This window comes from Albirhodobacter sp. R86504, assembly GCF_042466415.1.
Lineage (GTDB): Bacteria > Pseudomonadota > Alphaproteobacteria > Rhodobacterales > Rhodobacteraceae > Albirhodobacter.
The window spans coordinates 1753802-1771923 of the sequence record NZ_JAXHCH010000002.1 but is presented as its reverse complement, the minus strand read 5'-3'; the positions used below and the strand labels follow the sequence as shown (position 1 = coordinate 1771923).

Sequence of the window (18122 nt, the reverse complement as noted above, 5' to 3'; positions counted from 1 at the left end):
CGGCCGCTCAGGATGGCTCGCCGCGGCGCGGATCGGCAGGGTACACGCCCAGAATTTCGAGATAATCGGTGAAATAGCCGAGTTCCTCTAGGGCGAGGGCGACATTCGCATCTTGCGGGTGGCCCTCAATATCGGCGTAGAATTGCGTGGCGGTGAAAGTGCCGCCGACCATGTAGCTTTCGAGTTTGGTCATGTTCACGCCGTTCGTCGCAAATCCGCCCAAGCCTTTGTAAAGCGCCGCCGGAATGTTGCGCACGCGGAACACGAATGTCGTCATCATCTTATCGGCGCGCGGCCGCATATCGGCCTCGGGCTGCATGATGAGGAAACGGGTCGTATTATCCTGACGGTCCTCAATATGGCGCGCCAAGACGTCGAGCCCGTAGATTTCGCCCGCGAGTTCGGAGGCAAGTGCCGCGACGGCGGGGTTGCCGTCTTGCGCAACGATCTGCGCCGAGCCCGCCGTATCCGCGCCGGTGATCCGCTCCAGCCCGTGCTCTTGCAAGAACCCGCGACATTGACCGAGCAAAACAGTGTGGCTCATAGCCGCTTTTACATCGGCCAGCTTTGTGCCGCGCACGGCGAGGAGGTTGATGTGCACACGCACAAAATGCTCGTCGATGATCTTAAGCCCGCTCTCGGGTAGAAGGTGGTGAATATCGGCCACGCGCCCGTAGGTAGAGTTCTCGACAGGGAGGCAAGCCATTTCGGCCGCACCAGACTTGACCGCCTCAATCGCATCTTCAAACGTGCGGCAGGGGATTACCTCCATGCCGGGGCGGGCGTCGCGGCAGGCTTGGTGCGAATAGGCGCCGAGCTCGCCTTGAAACGCGATCTTGCCTTTGCCTGGTGTCTGACGTTCGATTTGGGGCGTGTTGGCGGGCATCGCGTATCCTCCAGCTGGTGCTGCGCTAAACTGTTGCCTCGTCCTATACCTTGATCTGCGCGGGGAAAAGCGGCTTTGCGGCGGGAGGGTGCCGCAAAGTATTTGGAGCGCCCTGCGGCCTTTGGGCGCGACCTATCCGCGCAAGCTCGCAATTTCAGTAGACCTTTGTTGCATTTTTCACTTACGATCCGCGTAAATCGCAACGTTATCGCGCATTCTCATCTTGAAATCAGGGTGCTGAAACGGATAGATGCCCGCAACCCAATTCCGCTATCTCAGGGAAGAACCATGTTCAACACGATGACCATCACCAAAGTCGCAGGCGCCGTTCTGGGGGCATTCTTGTTCTTCCTGCTTACCTCTTGGGCGGCTTCGGCGCTGTTTACCGTGGGTGGCGGGCACGGAACGCATGAATTGGCCGAGGGCGAAGTCGATACCTCCGCGCCTGGCGATTTGCTGGCGGCAGCGGCATCGGATTCGGGCGAGCCTGAGGAAGAAGAAATCATCGATTTCGCGCTGGGCGATGCGGCCGCGGGCGAGAAGGTCTTTGGCAAATGCAAAGCTTGTCACAAACTTGATGGATCGAACGGCACTGGCCCGCATCTTGACGGCGTCTTCAACCGCGCACGTGGCGGCGTTGACGGGTTCAACTACTCCAGCGCGATGGCCGAGATCGGCGGCGAGTGGACACCTGAGCACCTCAACGACTTCCTGCTGAAACCAAAAGAAGCGGTGCCGGGCACCAAAATGGCCTTCGCGGGCCTGCCGAAGACGCAAGATCGCGTCGATCTGATCGCTTATCTCGAATCTGTGACGCCCTAAGCTCCAGACCAGTTGATGTGAACGCCGCGCCGAAAAGCGCGGCGTTTTTCGTTGCGCCGCTTTGGGGAACGGGCGGCTGTTCTCATGATCACAGCTTCGCCAGATCCCCTCTGCTCACGATGTTCTCACAGGTTTGCTGCTTGCGCTCGGCACAGCACCAGCTAGCTTACAAGGAACTTTATCGGAGGTTCCCATGACGCATCGCTCGCCGCCCACCCCCCAGATCATTGCGCAAGGCTATTCGAGACGCGAAATGCTGCGGTTCATGGGGATGACGGCGGCCTCTGTAGGGCTGTCAGGGGCGATCGGCGGGCACGCTTTTGCGCAAGAGGCTGGGAGTGTTGACGCAATGCCAGCGGATGCGCCAAACCCTTCGCACGGAATCTCGACCTTCGGCGATCTCAAATACGGGCCCGATTTCAAACACCTTGATTACGTGAACCCCCAAGCCCCCAAAGGGGGCGAGATTGGCGAATGGTTGCCGGGCGGTTTTGATACGTTCAACCCGTTCACCGTGGCCGGGCGCGCGGCGGCGCTTGCGACATTGCCGTTGGAGACATTGTTGGCGGGGACGTCCGACGAGATCGGCGCGTCCTACTGCCTGCTCGCGGAGCGCCTTGACTACCCGCCCTCACGCGATTGGGTGATTTTCACCCTGCGCGCGGAGGCAAAATTCTCGGACGGCAGCCCAGTCACGGCACAAGACGTTGCCTTCTCCTATGATCAATTGCGCCTTAAAGGGTTGTCCTCTTTCCAAGTCGTCATCGCCAAACAAGTCGCCTCTGCCGAGGCATTGGACGCGCGTCGGGTGAAGTTCACCTTCGTCGACGGCTACCCGCGCCGCGATTTGATTCAGACGGTTGGCGGTATTCCCATCTTCTCGCAGGCGGATTTCGAGACGCGGGGTATTGACCTTGAAAAGCCCATCGACGCGCCCTTCCTCGGTTCGGGGCCCTACATGTTGGAACGTGCGACTGATGGGCGCAAACTGGTTTGGCGGCGGAACGACGCCTATTGGGGGGCGGATCTGCCACTCAATGTCGGGCGCAATAATTTTGATCGTATCAGCCTGACCTATTTTGCCGATTACCAAACAGCGTTTGAGGGTTTCAAGGCGGGGAATTACACTTTCCGCTCTGAGGCCTCCTCATCGATTTGGGCAAATAGCTACGATTTTCCGGCGGTGCAAAAAGGGCATGTCGTTAAGCGGCAATTGCCGCGCGGCGGGATTCCTTCGGGTCAGTGCTTTGTGATCAACCTGCGGCGGCCGCAGTTTGCGGATATCCGGACGCGCGAAGCGTTGGGGATGCTGTTTAACTTCGAGTGGACGAATGAGACGCTGTTTTACGGGCTCTATGCGCGCGTGACCTCGTTCTGGGATCTTTCTCCAATGGCTGCAAAGGGCGTGCCAACCGCGGAGGAGCGCGCCTTGCTCGAGCCCGTGGCCGCCGATCTGCCCGAGGGAATTCTTGAGGCTGAGGCGGTGGAACCCTATGTGGCGGGCGCGCGGCAGATGGACCGCAAGACTTTACGAGCAGCGGGCGAATTGCTCACGCAGGCCGGTTGGATCGTGGGCGACGACGGTATGCGTCGAAATGCCAACGGCGAGGTGCTGCGGGTCGAAATTCTCAACGATAGCCAGACCTTCGACAAGGTGCTCAATCCTTACGTCGAGAATATGCGCGCGGTGGGGATTGATGCGCGCAACTCCCGCGTTGACGATGTGCAATACGAGTCCCGCCGCCGTAGCTTTGATTTCGATCTGCTGACATCGCATTTGGGTCAGGATGCGATCACCGGCTCGGATCTGGAGCAATACTTCGGATCAGGCGCGATCGACGATGTTTTCAACGCGATGGGCGTCGCCAATCCGGCAATTGATGCGCTCATCGAAAATGTCGTGCAAGCGGAGACGCGCGCACAGATGGAACTTGCGGCGCGGGTTCTGGATCGGGCGCTTCGATCTTTGCATTTCTGGGTGCCGCAATGGTATGCGCCGACACACAACGTCGCCTATTACGATATGTTCGAGCATCCCGAAACCCTGCCGCCCTATGCTCTGGGCGAGTTGGATTTCTGGTGGTATAACGCCGAAAAAGCAGAGAAACTAAAGGCCCAAGGCGCGCTGTAAACGCGCGAGGGGCTCGGAAAAAGCCGGTAAACGGTTGGAGAGAGCGGAACGAATGGGCGCCTATATCCTGCGGCGATTGCTTTTGATTATTCCCACGCTTTTGGGAATTTTAATCGTGAATTTTGCACTGACGCAATTTGTCCCCGGCGGGCCGATCGAACAGATTATGGCGCGTATCGAGGGCGAAGGCGATGCCTTCAAAAACATCGCAGGCGGCGGTGATGCGGGGCAGTCGCAGGATGCGGGCGGGGAGGGCGGCTATCTCGGCGCGCGCGGCCTGCCGCCTGAAAAGCTCGCCGCACTTGAGGTGCAAATGGGGTTTGCACGCCTAGTTTGCGCGGACGGTTATGACGGCACGCCGAACCCCACCGATTGCGAAAAACAGCAGATTTCCGCGCCGGAGCGGTTTTTGATTATGCTCGGCAATTACGCGCGGTTTGATTTCGGCTCCTCTTTCTTCAATCCAACGAAAACCGTTGTCGATCTGGTGCTCGAGAAAATGCCAGTGTCGATCACGCTGGGTTTGTGGTCGACTTTGCTTGCGTATCTGATCTCAATTCCGTTGGGGATCCGCAAAGCTGTGCATCACGGGTCCGCCTTTGATGCGTGGACCTCGGCGGCGATCATTGCGGCCTATGCGATCCCATCTTTCCTCGTGGCGATCTTGTTGTTGGTCTTGTTTGCCGGTGGCTCGTATTGGCAGATTTTCCCGCTATCTGGCCTGGTCTCGGACGGGTTCGCGAGTATGTCCCCGATGGAAAAGGCGCTGGATTACCTGTGGCATATCGTGCTGCCGGTTGCTGCCTATACAATCGCAAGCTTTGCGACACTGACTTTGCTGACAAAAAACTCGTTCCTTGACGAGATTACCAAGCAATATGTGATGACCGCACGGGCGAAGGGGCTGACGGAGGGACGCGTGCTCTATGGGCATGTGTTCCGCAATGCGATGCTGATCGTCATCGCGGGTTTCCCGGCCTTGTTTTTGGGTGTGTTTATGGGCGGGTCGATCCTGATCGAGACTGTGTTCTCGCTCGATGGGTTGGGGCGGATGGGCTATGAGGCCGCTGTGAACCGCGATTATCCGATCATCTTCGGCACGCTTTATGTGTTCGGGCTGATTTCTCTGCTAGTCGGGATCTTGTCAGATTTGATGTATGTGTTCGTCGATCCGCGGATTGATTTTGAAAAGAGGGCTGGTTGATGAAACTCCTGCCTGAACTCTCACCGTTGAACAAACGCCGTTGGGCGAATTTCCGCGGGAACCGCCGGTCATTCTGGTCGCTTATTTTGTTCTGCGTGCTCTTTGGGGTGTCGCTCTTTGCCGAACTCCTCGCCAATGACAAACCGATCCTCGTCTCGTATCGCGGCGACCTTTATTCGCCCGTGATGCGGTTCTACTCGGAGGAGACCTTCGGCGGCTTCATGCGAACCGAAGCCGTCTACCGCGATGAGGTTGTGCAATGTTTCATCCGGTCGGGCGGCTCGGAACTGTGCGAGGATGATCCTGAGGCGGTCATCGCCGAGGTTGAGGCAACTGGCACCGTTGAGGGTGAGGCGGTCGAGGCGGGCTGGATGGTGTGGCCGCCGATTCCCTACCATTACCGAACGATCAACAACGTAGGCGCCGCACCATCCGCCCCTGACGGCGATCATTGGCTTGGCACGGATGACACCGCCCGCGACGTGTTGGCGCGGGTCATCTACGGCTTCCGCCTGTCGATCTTCTTTGCGCTGATCGTCACGGGCGTCTCGTCGGTCATCGGGATCGCTGCTGGCGCGGTGCAGGGCTATTTCGGCGGGCGCACTGATCTGATTTTTCAGCGGATGTTGGAAATCTGGTCCTCGACGCCGTCGCTCTACGTGATCATCATCCTCTTCGCGATTTTGGGGCGGTCCTTCTGGCTCTTGGTTTTGGTCGCGATCTTGTTTGGGTGGCCTGCCTTGACAGGGGTCGTGCGCGCGGAATTCCTGCGCGCGCGCAACTTTGAATATGTGCGCGCGGCCCGTGCGCTTGGTGTTTCGGACAGGGTGATCATGTTCCGGCACATCTTGCCAAATGCGATGGTGGCGACGTTGACGATGCTGCCATTCGTGACCACCGGCGCGATTTCGATGTTGGCGTCGCTCGATTTCCTTGGCTTCGGGCTCCCGAGTTCGGCACCGTCGTTGGGGGAATTGACCTTGCAAGCCAAGCAGAACCTGCAGGCGCCGTGGCTCGCCTTCACCGCCTTTGCAACCTTCGCGACCATGCTGTCGCTCCTGTTGTTTATCTTTGAGGGCATCCGCGACGCCTTCGATCCGCGCAAAATCTTTAAGTGAGCCGTATGACACAGATTTCTGCTTCCAATGTTTTGCTTGATGTGCGCGACCTCAAGATCGGGTTCCGTTCCGAGGGGCGGCTGACGCCTGCGGTGAAGGGGGTTAGCTTCCAGATTTTGCGCGGCGAGACGCTTGCGATTGTGGGGGAATCGGGATCGGGAAAATCGGTCACGGCGCTCTCGACGGTTGCTCTCTTGGGGGCGAATGCTGTGCTGGAGGGATCGGTCAAATACCGCGAGCAGGAGATGGTCGGCGCGGATGCGGCCTTGCTGCGCAAAGTGCGCGGCAATGATATCAGCTTCATTTTTCAAGAGCCGATGACCTCTCTTAACCCTCTGCATACGATCGAAAAGCAGATCACAGAGAGCTTGGCGCTTCATCAGGGGTTGCGGGGGGCGCAGGCGAAAGCACGCGTGATTGAATTGCTGCAAAAGGTTGGGATACCCGATCCCGAGGGGCGTCTACAAAGTTACCCGCACCAGCTTTCCGGCGGCCAAAGGCAACGCGTGATGATCGCGATGGCGCTGGCGAACGGGCCGGAGCTTCTCGTTGCCGACGAGCCGACGACGGCGCTAGACGTGACCATTCAGGCGCAGATTTTGGAATTGCTGGCCGAGTTGAAGCGGACAGAGTCGATGTCGCTGATGTTTATCAGCCACGATCTGGGCGTGGTACGCCGCATCGCGGACCGTGTCTGCGTGATGCAGCACGGCGAGATCGTAGAGCAGGGCAAGGTTGAGGATATCTTCACCAATCCGCAACATCCCTACACCAAAATGCTGCTTGCGGCGGAACCGAAAGGCATCGCCGAGGCCGCGCCGTTGGGGGCGAAAGAAATCGTATCCACGCGGGATTTGCGCGTCTGGTTCCCTATTCAGCGGGGTTTGTTGCGCCAAACGGTCGGGCATATCAAGGCGGTGAACGCGGCAACGCTGACCGTGCGCGAGGGCGAAACCCTTGGGATCGTCGGGGAATCTGGCTCGGGGAAGACAACCCTTGCCTTGGCAATCATGCGCCTTATCGCGTCGGAAGGCCCGATCAATTATCTGGGCGAGAACATCGCGACATGGCCTGCGGCGCGCCTGCGCGCTTTGCGGCGCGATATGCAGATCGTGTTCCAAGATCCGTTCGGCTCGCTATCGCCACGGATGACGATCGAACAAATCATTGCCGAAGGCTTGACGGTTCACGGCGTCGAAAAGGGCCGGTCACAACACGATATGGTGGCCGAGATTATGCGAGAAGTCGGCCTTGATCCCGCGATGATGACGCGCTACCCGCATGAGTTTTCCGGCGGACAGCGTCAGCGGATCGCAATCGCACGGGCGATGATCTTGCGGCCTCGCGTAATGGTTTTGGATGAGCCGACATCCGCGCTCGATATGACGGTGCAGGTGCAGATCGTCGATTTGTTGCGCGATTTGCAGAAGAAACATGGCCTCACCTACCTCTTCATCTCGCATGATTTGCGCGTGGTGCGGGCGCTTGCGCATCACGTGATGGTCATGAAATCAGGTGATATCGTTGAAGCTGGTCCGACGGCGCAGATTTTCGATGCGCCCAAAACCGACTATACGCGCGCTCTGATGGCGGCTGCGATGGGGGATGAGGCGTCAACTCCGGCGGTGTCCGCCAGCCCTCAATGAAGATCCTGTTCGTTCATCAGAACTTCCCCGGCCAGTTTCCGCATCTGGCACCCGCCCTACGGGATCGCGGGCATCAGGTTATGGCGCTCACGGCGGAGACGAACAAACGCGCCTCGCCGGTTGAGGTCGTGAAATATCGCAAGCCCGAGCCCGTCACGCTGTCTTCTCCTCTGACGAAGCTCTATGCGGAAGTTTCGGAGCGCGGTCTGAAAGCTGCGCTCGCAGCCAAGCAATTGCGGGACAAATATAATTACGTCCCAGATGTGATTTTTGGCCATTCGGGTTGGGGTGAGACGCTGTACCTCAAAGAGGTCTGGCCCGAGGCGAAGCTGTTGGTGTATGCCGAGCTGATGTACCGGTCCGAAGGGTTGGATACCGATTTCGATCCCGAGTTTCGTCGCGAAGGCTTAGGCCCGAAGCTCTCGACGGTCGCACGGTCGGCGCATCTGATGCAGGCCATGATACAGGCGGATGCAGGTGTGTCGCCCACGCAGTTTCAAGCCGATACATTCCCGCCGGAATTGCGCAGCAAGATCTCGGTCATTTTTGATGGTGTCGATACGGATGTCATGGCGCCTGATCCCGACGCACGCCTATCCCTCTTGGGCGGGGACTTGGTTTTCAAACCGGGCGACGAGGTTTTGACCTTCGTGAACCGGTCTTTGGAACCCTATCGCGGGTATCACAGTTTTATGCGGGCGCTTCCTGCGGTGATGGCCGCGCGCCCGAAGGCACATGTGGTCATTGTCGGTGAGGAGGGGCAGAGCTACGGTCCTGCGCCCGCCCAGGGAAGCTGGAAACAGATTTTCCTAGATGAGGTCGAAAGCCGCCTCGATATGTCACGGCTGCATTTCTTGGGCCGCGTGCCCTACAGCACATTTACCGCCTTGCTACAGGTCTCGCGCTGTCATTGTTATCTGACATATCCGTTCGTGTTGTCATGGTCTTTGATGGAAAGCATGGCGGCGGGCGCGGTTGTGGTCGCGTCTGATACGGCGCCGGTCCGAGAGATGATTGTCGACGGGGAAAATGGCAAATTGGTTGATTTCTTCAATCATGCAGCCCTCGCGGATGCGATGATAGACGCGCTTGCTAATCCGCAAGCTTATGAAAGCATGCGGAAAAATGCGCGCCAAACCATCGTCGACGGCTATGATCTGAAATCGATCTGTTTGCCGCGTTTGGTTGAGTTTGTGGAATCGGCTGTAAGTGGCTGAAGCCGCCGGAGGAGGGCGGCTTCAGCGTTCACCTTAGATCGCGGAGGAATGACCGGCCTTTGACAGATCATACGCGTCAAAGGATCGCGCGATCACACGTGTGAGGGCGCGCGCCGCGAGGGGGATCTCCACCCCTTGTGGCGTGAGGGCGAGGGCACCTGTGAATTTGACGGCGGCCTCGCTTAGCATGCCATGCAGATCTTTTGGTGCGATGTCAAAATTGCTGAGGATTTCAGAGCGATCGATTTTGAAATCGCACATCAGCGCCTCGATCAATCGCGCGCGCAGCTTGTCATCGGTGCTAAAGCGATGTCCGCGCGCGGTTGCGAAGCCACCCGATTGAATTGCGGCGGTATAGGCGCCGGTCGCAGGATTGTTTTGCGCGTAGCCTTGCGGGAATTTTGAAATGGATGAGGCGCCCAGACCAATCAGGGCGGTTGCCTGATCGTCGGTGTAGCCCTGAAAATTCCGCCTTAACTTCCCCGCTCTTTGCGCGCGCGCGAGCCCGTCGGACGGCAGGGCAAAATGGTCGATCCCGATCTCGACATGGCCTGCGGCCGTGAACAAATCGCGCGCGGTTTCGAACAACGCGAGGCGCTCTTGCGGCGTGGGGAGATGCTCGGACGGGATCATCACCTGACGCCGCGCCATCCACGGCACATGCGCGTATCCGTAGAGTGCGACGCGGTCGGGCGCGAGGGCGAGGAGTTGCTCGACGCTCCGCGTGATGGTGGCGTGATCTTGGTGCGGCAGCCCGTAGAGGATATCCGCATTCAGGCTTTGCACGTTGCGCGCGCGGATCATATCCACGGCTTTTTGTGTGACTTCAAAGCTTTGCTCGCGCCCGATGACGGCCTGAATTTTCGGGTCGAAATCCTGCACGCCGATCGACGCGCGGTTCATGCCAAACTCGGCCAGCGCATCAAGCCGAGGGGCGTCGATCTCGTTCGGGTCAATCTCCACCGAGAACTCTGCGCCCTCGCCCAAAGGCACGGCGTCGAACACGGCCTGCGCAATCCGGCGCATCATATCGGCGGGCATCAAGGTCGGCGTGCCGCCGCCCCAATGCAAACGCGAGAGAGTCACCCCGCGAGCGAGGCGCGATTTGAGGAGTTTGAGTTCCGCTAGCAAAACATCCGCATAGGCGCGGACGGGATCGGACGATTGCGTGCCCTGCGTCCGGCAAGCGCAGAACCAGCAGAGCCTGCGGCAAAATGGAACATGCAAATACAGCGAAATCTCGCCACCTTCGGGCACCTGCGAGATCCAATCGGCAAAATCGGACGGCGCCACATCCTTGTTGAAATGCGGCGAGGTCGGGTAGCTGGTGTAGCGTGGAACTTTTGCGTCAAAAAGTCCCAAGCGTGCGAGTTGTGATTCATGTTTCATAGGCGTATCGTTAGGGACGCCAGCGAGGCTTTTCTTTGATGCAAATCAAATCAAGCACGGGTTGCGACAGACTTAGGCCCGATCGATTGCCGCGGCGGGTTGGATTTGTAATTTTCGGTAAACGTGAGTTGAAACGATGACGCTTCAAGTTCCCCAGACGCATTCGCCCGAATGTGGCGAGTGTCCTATCCGGCACCGTGCTGTTTGCGCGCGGTGCGAAGCGGATGAGCTCGAAGTCCTTGAGCAGATTAAGTATTACCGGAGTTTTGAGGCCGGACAGACGATTGCCTGGTCGGGCGACAAGATGGATTTTGTGGCCTCTGTTGTGTCAGGCATCGCGACTTTGACGCAAACGCTCGAAGATGGCCGCACACAGATGGTGGGATTGTTGCTGCCGTCAGATTTCGTCGGGCGCCCGGGGCGCGAGACGGCGGCCTATAATGTGACGGCTACGACAGATATCGTGATGTGCTGTTTCCGCCGCAAACCATTTGAAGAAATGATGGTTAAAACGCCGCATGTCGCGCAGCGTTTGTTGGAGATGACCTTGGACGAGCTGGATGCGGCGCGCGAATGGATGTTGCTTTTGGGGCGTAAAACCGCGCGTGAGAAAATCGCATCGCTGTTGCTTATCATCGCGCGGCGGGATGCTTCGGTGAAGCTGCAAACGGCGCGTGGCAGAATGACATTTGAACTTCCGCTCACGCGTGAAGCGATGGCGGATTACCTCGGTCTGACGCTTGAAACTGTGTCGCGTCAGGTATCCGCCCTGAAACGGGACGGGGTGATCGAGCTTGTCGGCAAACGCCAGATCATCGTGCCTGATATGGATCTGCTCGCCTCCGAGGCGGGTGACGATTCTGATGGCGGTTATCTGACTTGATCGCGCCGTAGCCGCCCTTCGGTTCATCTTGCGCCAGAGTGTCTGGCGCAAGAAAAAGCACGACGATCAATGGGCCATGAAGACAGGGGTAGTTGCGCTTTCCAGCATGTTGCGTGTGGTGCCGCCCAAGATCGCCTCGCGCAGGCGGGACTGCCCGTAAGCGCCCATCACCAACATATCCGTCTTCGTATCGGTCAGGTGGCGTTGCAAAACGTCCACGGCGCGCGGGAGCGTCTTGGCCAGAACTGAAATTTCGCAATTCACTCCGTGACGCGCAAGCCATTGCGCCAGCTGCCCGCCCGGATCCGAACGCTCGGGCCCGTGCGATGGCGGATCAATCACCGTGATATCAACGCGCTCTGCGCATTTAAGAACAGGCAACGCCTTGCGGATGGCGCAAAGGGCTTCGTTGCTTTGGTTCCACGCCACCACTACGCGACGCGGCGCAAGGGTTAACGCTTGGCCCTTCGGTGCGAGCAAAACAGATGTTCTCGCGTCAAACAACGCAGCCTCGACAATGGCTTCCTCCGCCGATCCACAATCCTCGCCATAAGGCGACGAGGCAACGACGAGATCGGCAAATCGCGCCCGTTGCCCGATGAGGGCGCCAACGGAGCCAAGCTGCGCGACGGCTTGCTCGGTGCTCCAACGAAGCTTGACGCCCTGTGCTTCCGCCTCGGACAACGCAGCCTTGGCAGCTTCTTGCAATTTACGCGCATCTTCCTCGGCCAACGCGCGACCTTCTTGATAAAGAGCCGCACTGGCACCCGAGAAATAATAGCCGGTTTGAACCAGATCCAGCCCGAGGCACAGAACGTCAAGATGCGCGTCTTGATCTTGCGCGGCGGCAATCGCGGGCGCCAGATCCGCCTCGATATAGGCAGGGCGGGTGAGGACGGTCATAACGGTTTTGTAATTCATTTGTTCGACCCTTTCAGCATGGAAATTATACTCACACTATGCCCTGTCACCCGCTCGCGCTTTGATGCGGATCAAATGCGTTTGCCGCCGCGGGCTGCGCTGTGGTGTCGCGGTGTGCAGCACTCACATTTACTTGATGCAGATCAATGCGTGCGCCGCGCGAGTCGTGGACAAGCAACGCAGGCGAACAAATTCCCGCCCGATGAGTCGTGTCGTGCAACAAGGCGACGGATGACTTGGGACGGGTAAGACGAAGGGACGCAGAATGGATTATTTTAAGCTGATCGTGCTTGGCTTGGTGACGATTTTCGCCGCCATTGCAGCCAATTATGCACGGGATCTCGCGTATCAAGTGAACGCAATCGAGGTCGCCATCGCGGCGACCGTGACGTTCATTTATGTGCTGCGCAATATGGGGGTGAAACGCTATGCCCCTGAAACCGAATATTTCGATAGTGTGGTGCGCGCGGGCGTGATCGCCACGTGCTTTTGGGGCGTTGTGGGCTTCCTCGTGGGGGTCTTTATCGCGTTTCAGCTTGCGTTCCCGCAGCTGAACCCCGAATGGGCGCAGGGCATTTTGAACTTTGGGCGCTTGCGGCCTTTGCACACTTCGGCGGTGATCTTCGCCTTCGGTGGTAACGCGCTTATCATGTCGGCGTTTTATGTCGTGCAGCGCACCTCGGCGGCGCGCTTGTTCGGCGGCAACCTCGGCTGGTTCGTGTTCTGGGGTTGGCAGTTGATGATCGTTCTCGCGGCCTCGTCCTATATCTTGGGCGGAACGCAGGGCAAGGAATACGCCGAAACGGTTTGGTATATCGACATCTGGATTACGATTGTCTGGGTTGCGTTCCTGATCGTCTTCATGTGCACAATCTTGCGCCGTAAAGAGCCCCATATCTATGTGGCCAACTGGTTCTACCTCTCGTTCATCGTCACAATCGCGATGCTCCACGTGGTCAACAATCTCGCGATCCCTGTGTCGGTCTTCGGCTCGGTTTCTGTTCAGGTTACGGGCGGCGTCCAGGATGCGATGACCCAATGGTGGTACGGCCACAATGCGGTTGGCTTCTTCCTGACGGCCGGTTTCCTCGGGATGATGTATTACTTCATCCCCAAACAGGCGGAGCGTCCGGTCTATTCCTACAAGCTGTCCATCGTGCACTTCTGGGCGCTGATCTTCCTCTATATCTGGGCTGGTCCGCACCACTTGCATTATACTGCGCTGCCAGATTGGGCGACAACGCTTGGCATGGTGTTCTCGGTGATCTTGTGGATGCCGTCATGGGGCGGGATGATCAACGGTCTGATGACCTTGTCGGGGGCATGGGACAAGCTGCGCACTGATCCGGTGATCCGGATGATGGTTGTGTCTGTCGGCTTCTACGGGATGTCCACATTCGAGGGCCCGATGATGTCGATCAAGGCCGTGAATTCGCTCTCGCATTACACTGACTGGACGATCGGACACGTGCACTCCGGCGCGTTGGGTTGGAACGGTATGATCACCTTCGGGGCGCTCTATTTCCTGACGCCAAAGTTGTGGAACCGTGAGGGCCTTTACTCCCTCAAGTTGGTATCCTGGCACTTCTGGCTCGCGACGATCGGGATTGTTCTCTACGCCGCATCGATGTGGGTATCGGGCATCATGGAAGGCCTGATGTGGCGCGAAGTCGATGCGAACGGGTTCCTCGTGAACGCCTTTGCAGACACGGTGAGCGCGAAATTCCCGATGTATGTTGCGCGCGGACTGGGCGGGGCGATGTTCCTCTTGGGTGCGATCATCATGTGCTACAACCTCTGGGCCACTGTCGCCAAACAGCCGCGAGACGCAGTTGTTGGCGCCGCAGTGCCCGCCGAATAAGGAGAGACGAATATGGGTCTTCTCGACAAACACGGCGTTATTGAAAAGAACGCCTCCCTGCTTCTGATTGGGTCTTTCCTTGTCGTTACCATCGGCGGGATCGTGGAAATCGTGCCGCTTTTCTATCTGGAAAGCACCATCGAGAAGGTGGAGGGCATGCGCCCTTACACCCCTCTCGAACTGAAGGGGCGCGAGATCTACATCCGTGAGGGTTGCTACAACTGCCACAGCCAGATGATCCGGCCGATGCGCGACGAGGTGGAACGTTACGGCCATTATTCGCTCGCGGCGGAATCCATGTATGACCACCCGTTCCAATGGGGGTCCAAACGCACGGGGCCGGATCTGGCGCGGGTCGGCGGGCGCTATTCGGATGCTTGGCATGTCGATCACCTGACGGACCCGCAATCGGTTGTGCCGGAATCGGTGATGCCAAAATACGGGTTCTTGTCGGATACGCGCATTGAGGGCGAGTTCATTGAGGACTCACTCAAAGCCAACGCGATGGTCGGTGTGCCTTATACATCGGAGATGATCGAGTTGGCGCAGGCCGACTTCAAAGCGCAGGCCGATCCTAACAGCGATTACGACGGCTTGGTTGAGCGCTATCCGGGGGCGAAAGTGTCGAACTACGATATGAAGCCCGGGATTACCGAGATGGATGCTCTGATCTCTTATCTCCAAGTCCTTGGGACGATGGTCGACTTCTCGACCTTCCAGCCCTTGGCAAGCCGGTAAGGAGGGCGAGATGGACTATCATATCTTGCGCGAATTCGCGGATAGCTGGGCGCTTCTATCGTTGTTTTGCGTCTTCGTGTTCGTGATCCTTTGGGTGTTCCGTCCGGGTGTGCGCAAAGTGCATGAGGATGTCGCGAGCATTCCCTTCCGCCATGAAGACAAACCCGCCCCGCGCGGCGCATCCGCTGCGCGCACCGATGAGGGCCATAGCCGTCAGGAGGCTTCGCGATGAGCAAGAAACCAATCGAGAAAAAGCAGCCTTCGACCACCGGCCATGAATGGGACGGCATCAAAGAGCTCAACAACCCATTGCCGCGTTGGTGGCTCTGGACGTTCTATGCCTGTGTGGTCTGGGGTGTTGCCTATTCGATCGCGATGCCGGCTTGGCCCTTGATCAACGGCGCAACGCCGGGCGTTTTGGGGAAATCGACGCGGGCCGATGTGGCGGCGGAGATTGCGCGTTATAACGAGGCCAATGGCCCGATCGAGGCCAAGCTCGCATCGGTGGAATTGACCGATATCGCGCAAGATCCGGAGCTCAGCGATTACGCGCGAAATGCCGGAGAATCCGTGTTCGAGACATGGTGCGCGCAATGTCACGGCGCGGGAGCGCAGGGCAATGCGGGCCTCGGCTATCCGAACCTGATTGACGATGACTGGCTCTGGGGCGGGTCGATCGAGGATATTCACCTCACGATCACCCACGGGATTCGCAATACCGAGTATGAGGATGCGCGACTGTCGGAAATGCCTGCCTTTGGTCGCGATGAGTTGCTGGAGAAAGATCAAATCGCGCAGGTCGTGCAATTCGTGCAGCAGATTTCAGGTCAGGACCATGACGCCGATCTCGCGCTCGCAGGCGCGACGGTGTTCGAGGAAAACTGCGCCTCGTGCCATGCCGACGATGGAACCGGGATCCGCGAATTGGGCGCGCCCAACCTGACGGATGCGATCTGGCTTTACGGTGGAGACACCCAGACCCTCACCGAAACCGTGAACAACGCGCGGTACGGGGTTATGCCAGGCTGGAAAGAGCGCCTCACGGAAGCGCAAATCCGCGCCGTGGCAAGCTACATCCACAGCAGCGGCGGCGGCGAGTAACCTCGCCTCACCCGAAACGAGAGATCCGCAGGTCACTTGGTCTGCGGTGAGAGCACCGGCCCCCTTGTCCTGTTCGCGCGTGTCTCGGGCGCGCCGGTGCTTTCTTAAACATCCCAGTTCCGCGGATATGCGGAGCTGGGAGTATTTCGTTAGGGGCAGGCGCTTTGACGCATGTCAATGTCGGCCCCATCAAGGCACGTTAGGACTGGTGTCAATGGTGCCGCCCCGAGACGTGAGCGGCGCATGGATGGTTCGCCCCTAGAAGAGGGGGCTTTGCGATAGACGGAGAATGCACGTGACGACAGAGCCGGACGAACAACTTTACGCCGCGCGTGAGCCCGTCTTTCCCCGTCGCGTGAAGGGCCATTTTCGCACGTTGAAATGGTGGCTGTTGGCTATGATGCTGGGCATCTACTACCTACTGCCTTGGATTCGTTGGGATCGCGGGGCCGATTTGCCGGATCAGGCAGTGTTGCTCGATCTCGCGCATCGGCGGTTCTTCTTTTTCATGATCGAAATCTGGCCGCATGAGTTCTACTTCGTTGCCGGCCTGTTGATCATGGCGGGCCTCGGCCTGTTCTTGTTCACCTCTGCTTTGGGGCGGGTGTGGTGCGGATATGCCTGCCCGCAAACGGTTTGGACCGATCTCTTCATCTTGGTGGAGCGTTGGGTCGAGGGGGATCGCAACGCCCGCATCCGGCTTTTGCGCCAGAAATGGAACGCCGAGAAAATCCGCAAGCGTCTTACAAAATGGGTTCTATGGTTGATGATTGGCTTGGCGACGGGCGGGGCTTGGGTGTTTTACTTCACCGATGCGCCCACGCTCTTGGTCAATCTTACGCAAGGCACTGCGCATCCGGCCGCCTATATTACGATCGTTGTCATGACGTTGACGACATTTGCTTTTGGCGGTTTCGCACGTGAGCAGATCTGCATCTACGCCTGCCCTTGGCCGCGGATTCAGGCGGCTATGATGGATGAAGATACAATCACAATCGCCTATCGCGAATGGCGTGGTGAGCCGCGCGGCAAGCAATCGGTTGCAGGCAACGGCGATTGCATTGATTGCATGGCTTGCGTCAACGTCTGCCCGATGGGGATCGACATTCGCAACGGTCAACAGTTGGAATGTATCACCTGCGGTCTGTGCATCGATGCATGCGACGAGATGATGGATAAGATCGGCAAGCCGCGTGGTCTGATTTCCTATCTCGCTCTTAAAGACGAGGCGATGGAACGGGCAGGGGGCGCGCCGCTTAAAGTTTGGAAGCACATCTTCCGGCCGCGCACGATGATCTATTTCGTGCTTTGGGCCGGCATCGGTGTCGGGTTGGTCGCGGCGCTGTTCCTGCGGGCGCCAGTCGATTTCAACGTGACGCCCCTGCGCCAACCGATCTATGTGACGCTCTCGGACGGCTCGATCCGAAATGCCTATGATATCCGCCTGCGCAACAAACAAAATGATGAAACCGAATTCCGGTTGAGCGTCACAGCGCCTGATGCCGTGCGCACCGAATTGGAGGGCGCCGAGGCCGATACGATCCTTGTTGCCGCCGATAAACTGAAAACCCAGCGCCTCTATGTGATCGCGCCGAAAGGTGCGCAAATGGCCCATGCCGAGAGATCCGAGATTACCATCTGGGTAGAGGATATCGAAACGGGTCTTCGGATTGGCGAGGCGGTGGTCTTTAACGGAGACGAAAAATGACGCAGGCTTATCCCACGATTCCAGAGACAAAAGGTGTCAAAATGGCTGCTCCGATGACCGGTTTTAAGGTTCTGATGATCGCGGTTGCGGCATTTGGTATCATCATCAGCGTGAACGTATTCATGGCTTTCAAGGCCATTTCGACCTTCCCCGGATTGGAGGTCGATAACTCCTATGTCGCCTCGCAAAGCTTCGACGCAGACCGCGCCGCGCAAGAGGCGCTCGGGTGGAATGTCGCACAGGTCTACGACGGCACGCGGCTGACGATCAACATTCTCAATGACGCGGGCCAGCCTGCGCCTGTCGCCAGTTTGGAGGTGTTGGTGGGGCGCAAAACATCCTCTCGCGAAGATCAACGCCTTGATCTGGGGTTTGAGAACGGCAGCTTTACCGCGCCGGTGTCTTTGGGCAAGGGGGCGTGGTTGATGCATGTTGATGCCACGGCCGAGGATGGCACGCGCTTCAAACAGCGTCTTGATTTTGTGGTGAAGGGGTAA

General features: G+C 58.3%; 16 protein-coding genes. 13 read left to right on the top strand and 3 right to left on the bottom strand.

Going from position 1 to position 18122, the window contains the following annotated elements; translation table 11 throughout:
* Nucleotides 1–7: 7 nt before the first annotated feature.
* Nucleotides 8–886, bottom strand: a complete 879-nt coding sequence (locus SJY32_RS10450) for a prephenate dehydratase (RefSeq protein WP_376874625.1) — start codon at nucleotides 884–886, stop codon at nucleotides 8–10.
* A gap of 288 nt (nucleotides 887–1174) precedes the next feature.
* On the opposite strand from SJY32_RS10450, the gene SJY32_RS10445 reads away from it, so the two are divergent.
* The 6 genes from SJY32_RS10445 to SJY32_RS10420 all read left to right on the top strand — a co-directional run bounded on the left by SJY32_RS10445 (nucleotide 1175) and on the right by SJY32_RS10420 (nucleotide 9024).
* Nucleotides 1175–1708, top strand: a complete 534-nt coding sequence (locus tag SJY32_RS10445) for a c-type cytochrome (protein ID WP_376874622.1) — start codon at nucleotides 1175–1177, stop codon at nucleotides 1706–1708.
* 193 nt (nucleotides 1709–1901) lie between these two features.
* Entirely contained in the window at nucleotides 1902–3839 is a 1938-nt protein-coding gene (locus tag SJY32_RS10440) for an extracellular solute-binding protein (RefSeq protein ID WP_376874619.1), read from the top strand.
* 52 nt (nucleotides 3840–3891) lie between these two features.
* Nucleotides 3892–5043, top strand: a complete 1152-nt coding sequence (locus tag SJY32_RS10435; protein WP_376874616.1) for a microcin C ABC transporter permease YejB — start codon at nucleotides 3892–3894, stop codon at nucleotides 5041–5043.
* Nucleotides 5043–6161 carry an ABC transporter permease gene (locus SJY32_RS10430; protein WP_376874613.1) on the top strand — a complete coding sequence of 373 codons (1119 nt, stop codon included), beginning with the start codon at nucleotides 5043–5045 and terminating at the stop codon, nucleotides 6159–6161. The genes SJY32_RS10435 and SJY32_RS10430 overlap by 1 nt, the downstream gene beginning before the upstream one ends.
* 5 nt (nucleotides 6162–6166) lie before the next feature.
* Nucleotides 6167–7807: an ABC transporter ATP-binding protein gene (locus SJY32_RS10425; protein ID WP_376874610.1), complete on the top strand. Its 1641-nt coding sequence runs from the start codon at nucleotides 6167–6169 to the stop codon at nucleotides 7805–7807.
* The gene (locus SJY32_RS10420) at nucleotides 7804–9024 is read left to right on the top strand and encodes a glycosyltransferase (protein ID WP_376874607.1); all 1221 of its coding nucleotides are present in this window, start codon (nucleotides 7804–7806) and stop codon (nucleotides 9022–9024) included. The genes SJY32_RS10425 and SJY32_RS10420 overlap by 4 nt, the downstream gene beginning before the upstream one ends.
* Before the next feature lie 33 nt (nucleotides 9025–9057).
* On the opposite strand, the gene hemN is transcribed toward SJY32_RS10420, so the two are convergent.
* Nucleotides 9058–10413: an oxygen-independent coproporphyrinogen III oxidase gene (gene hemN, locus SJY32_RS10415; RefSeq protein ID WP_376874604.1), complete on the bottom strand. Its 1356-nt coding sequence runs from the start codon at nucleotides 10411–10413 to the stop codon at nucleotides 9058–9060.
* 136 nt (nucleotides 10414–10549) lie between these two features.
* Here hemN and fnrL point away from each other — a divergent pair, with 136 nt between their 5' ends.
* Complete coding sequence (gene fnrL / locus SJY32_RS10410; RefSeq protein WP_376874601.1) at nucleotides 10550–11296, top strand: transcriptional regulator FnrL; 747 nt, start codon at nucleotides 10550–10552, stop codon at nucleotides 11294–11296.
* Between the two features lie 66 nt (nucleotides 11297–11362).
* On the opposite strand, the gene SJY32_RS10405 is transcribed toward fnrL, so the two are convergent.
* On the bottom strand, nucleotides 11363–12217 hold the full coding sequence (locus SJY32_RS10405; protein WP_376874598.1) for a universal stress protein: 855 nt from the start codon (nucleotides 12215–12217) through the stop codon (nucleotides 11363–11365).
* A gap of 265 nt (nucleotides 12218–12482) precedes the next feature.
* Here SJY32_RS10405 and ccoN point away from each other — a divergent pair, with 265 nt between their 5' ends.
* The 6 genes from ccoN (at nucleotide 12483) to SJY32_RS10375 (ending at nucleotide 18122) form a co-directional block, all read left to right on the top strand.
* A complete protein-coding gene (gene ccoN, locus SJY32_RS10400) occupies nucleotides 12483–14078 on the top strand; it encodes a cytochrome-c oxidase, cbb3-type subunit I (protein WP_376874595.1) in 1596 nt (531 codons plus the stop codon).
* A 12-nt stretch (nucleotides 14079–14090) separates the two neighbouring features.
* Nucleotides 14091–14816, top strand: coding sequence for a cytochrome-c oxidase, cbb3-type subunit II (gene ccoO / locus SJY32_RS10395; RefSeq protein ID WP_376874592.1), 726 nt, complete (start codon nucleotides 14091–14093; stop codon nucleotides 14814–14816).
* A 10-nt stretch (nucleotides 14817–14826) separates the two neighbouring features.
* Entirely contained in the window at nucleotides 14827–15048 is a 222-nt protein-coding gene (locus SJY32_RS10390; RefSeq protein ID WP_376874589.1) for a cbb3-type cytochrome oxidase subunit 3, read from the top strand.
* On the top strand, nucleotides 15045–15917 hold the full coding sequence (ccoP, locus tag SJY32_RS10385) for a cytochrome-c oxidase, cbb3-type subunit III (protein ID WP_376874586.1): 873 nt from the start codon (nucleotides 15045–15047) through the stop codon (nucleotides 15915–15917). Before SJY32_RS10390 ends, ccoP begins: the two co-directional genes overlap by 4 nt.
* Nucleotides 15918–16206: 289 nt before the next feature.
* Nucleotides 16207–17625 carry a cytochrome c oxidase accessory protein CcoG gene (gene ccoG, locus SJY32_RS10380; protein ID WP_376874583.1) on the top strand — a complete coding sequence of 473 codons (1419 nt, stop codon included), beginning with the start codon at nucleotides 16207–16209 and terminating at the stop codon, nucleotides 17623–17625.
* Nucleotides 17622–18122, top strand: a complete 501-nt coding sequence (locus SJY32_RS10375; protein WP_376874580.1) for a FixH family protein — start codon at nucleotides 17622–17624, stop codon at nucleotides 18120–18122. Before ccoG ends, SJY32_RS10375 begins: the two co-directional genes overlap by 4 nt.

Bases quoted from the DNA above. Each gene is read 5' to 3' on its own strand.
- SJY32_RS10435 (WP_376874616.1), top strand. From the start codon at position 3,892: ATGGGCGCCTATATCCTGCGGCGATTGCTTTTGATTATTCCCACGCTT.
- SJY32_RS10420 (WP_376874607.1), top strand. From the start codon at position 7,804: ATGAAGATCCTGTTCGTTCATCAGAACTTCCCCGGCCAGTTTCCGCAT.
- hemN (WP_376874604.1), bottom strand. From the start codon at position 10,413: ATGAAACATGAATCACAACTCGCACGCTTGGGACTTTTTGACGCAAAA.
- fnrL (WP_376874601.1), top strand. From the start codon at position 10,550: ATGACGCTTCAAGTTCCCCAGACGCATTCGCCCGAATGTGGCGAGTGT.
- ccoN (WP_376874595.1), top strand. From the start codon at position 12,483: ATGGATTATTTTAAGCTGATCGTGCTTGGCTTGGTGACGATTTTCGCC.
- SJY32_RS10425 (WP_376874610.1), top strand. From the start codon at position 6,167: ATGACACAGATTTCTGCTTCCAATGTTTTGCTTGATGTGCGCGACCTC.
- SJY32_RS10445 (WP_376874622.1), top strand. From the start codon at position 1,175: ATGTTCAACACGATGACCATCACCAAAGTCGCAGGCGCCGTTCTGGGG.
- ccoG (WP_376874583.1), top strand. From the start codon at position 16,207: ATGCACGTGACGACAGAGCCGGACGAACAACTTTACGCCGCGCGTGAG.
- SJY32_RS10405 (WP_376874598.1), bottom strand. From the start codon at position 12,217: ATGAATTACAAAACCGTTATGACCGTCCTCACCCGCCCTGCCTATATC.
- SJY32_RS10390 (WP_376874589.1), top strand. From the start codon at position 14,827: ATGGACTATCATATCTTGCGCGAATTCGCGGATAGCTGGGCGCTTCTA.
- SJY32_RS10430 (WP_376874613.1), top strand. From the start codon at position 5,043: ATGAAACTCCTGCCTGAACTCTCACCGTTGAACAAACGCCGTTGGGCG.
- ccoP (WP_376874586.1), top strand. From the start codon at position 15,045: ATGAGCAAGAAACCAATCGAGAAAAAGCAGCCTTCGACCACCGGCCAT.
- ccoO (WP_376874592.1), top strand. From the start codon at position 14,091: ATGGGTCTTCTCGACAAACACGGCGTTATTGAAAAGAACGCCTCCCTG.
- SJY32_RS10450 (WP_376874625.1), bottom strand. From the start codon at position 886: ATGCCCGCCAACACGCCCCAAATCGAACGTCAGACACCAGGCAAAGGC.
- SJY32_RS10440 (WP_376874619.1), top strand. From the start codon at position 1,902: ATGACGCATCGCTCGCCGCCCACCCCCCAGATCATTGCGCAAGGCTAT.
- SJY32_RS10375 (WP_376874580.1), top strand. From the start codon at position 17,622: ATGACGCAGGCTTATCCCACGATTCCAGAGACAAAAGGTGTCAAAATG.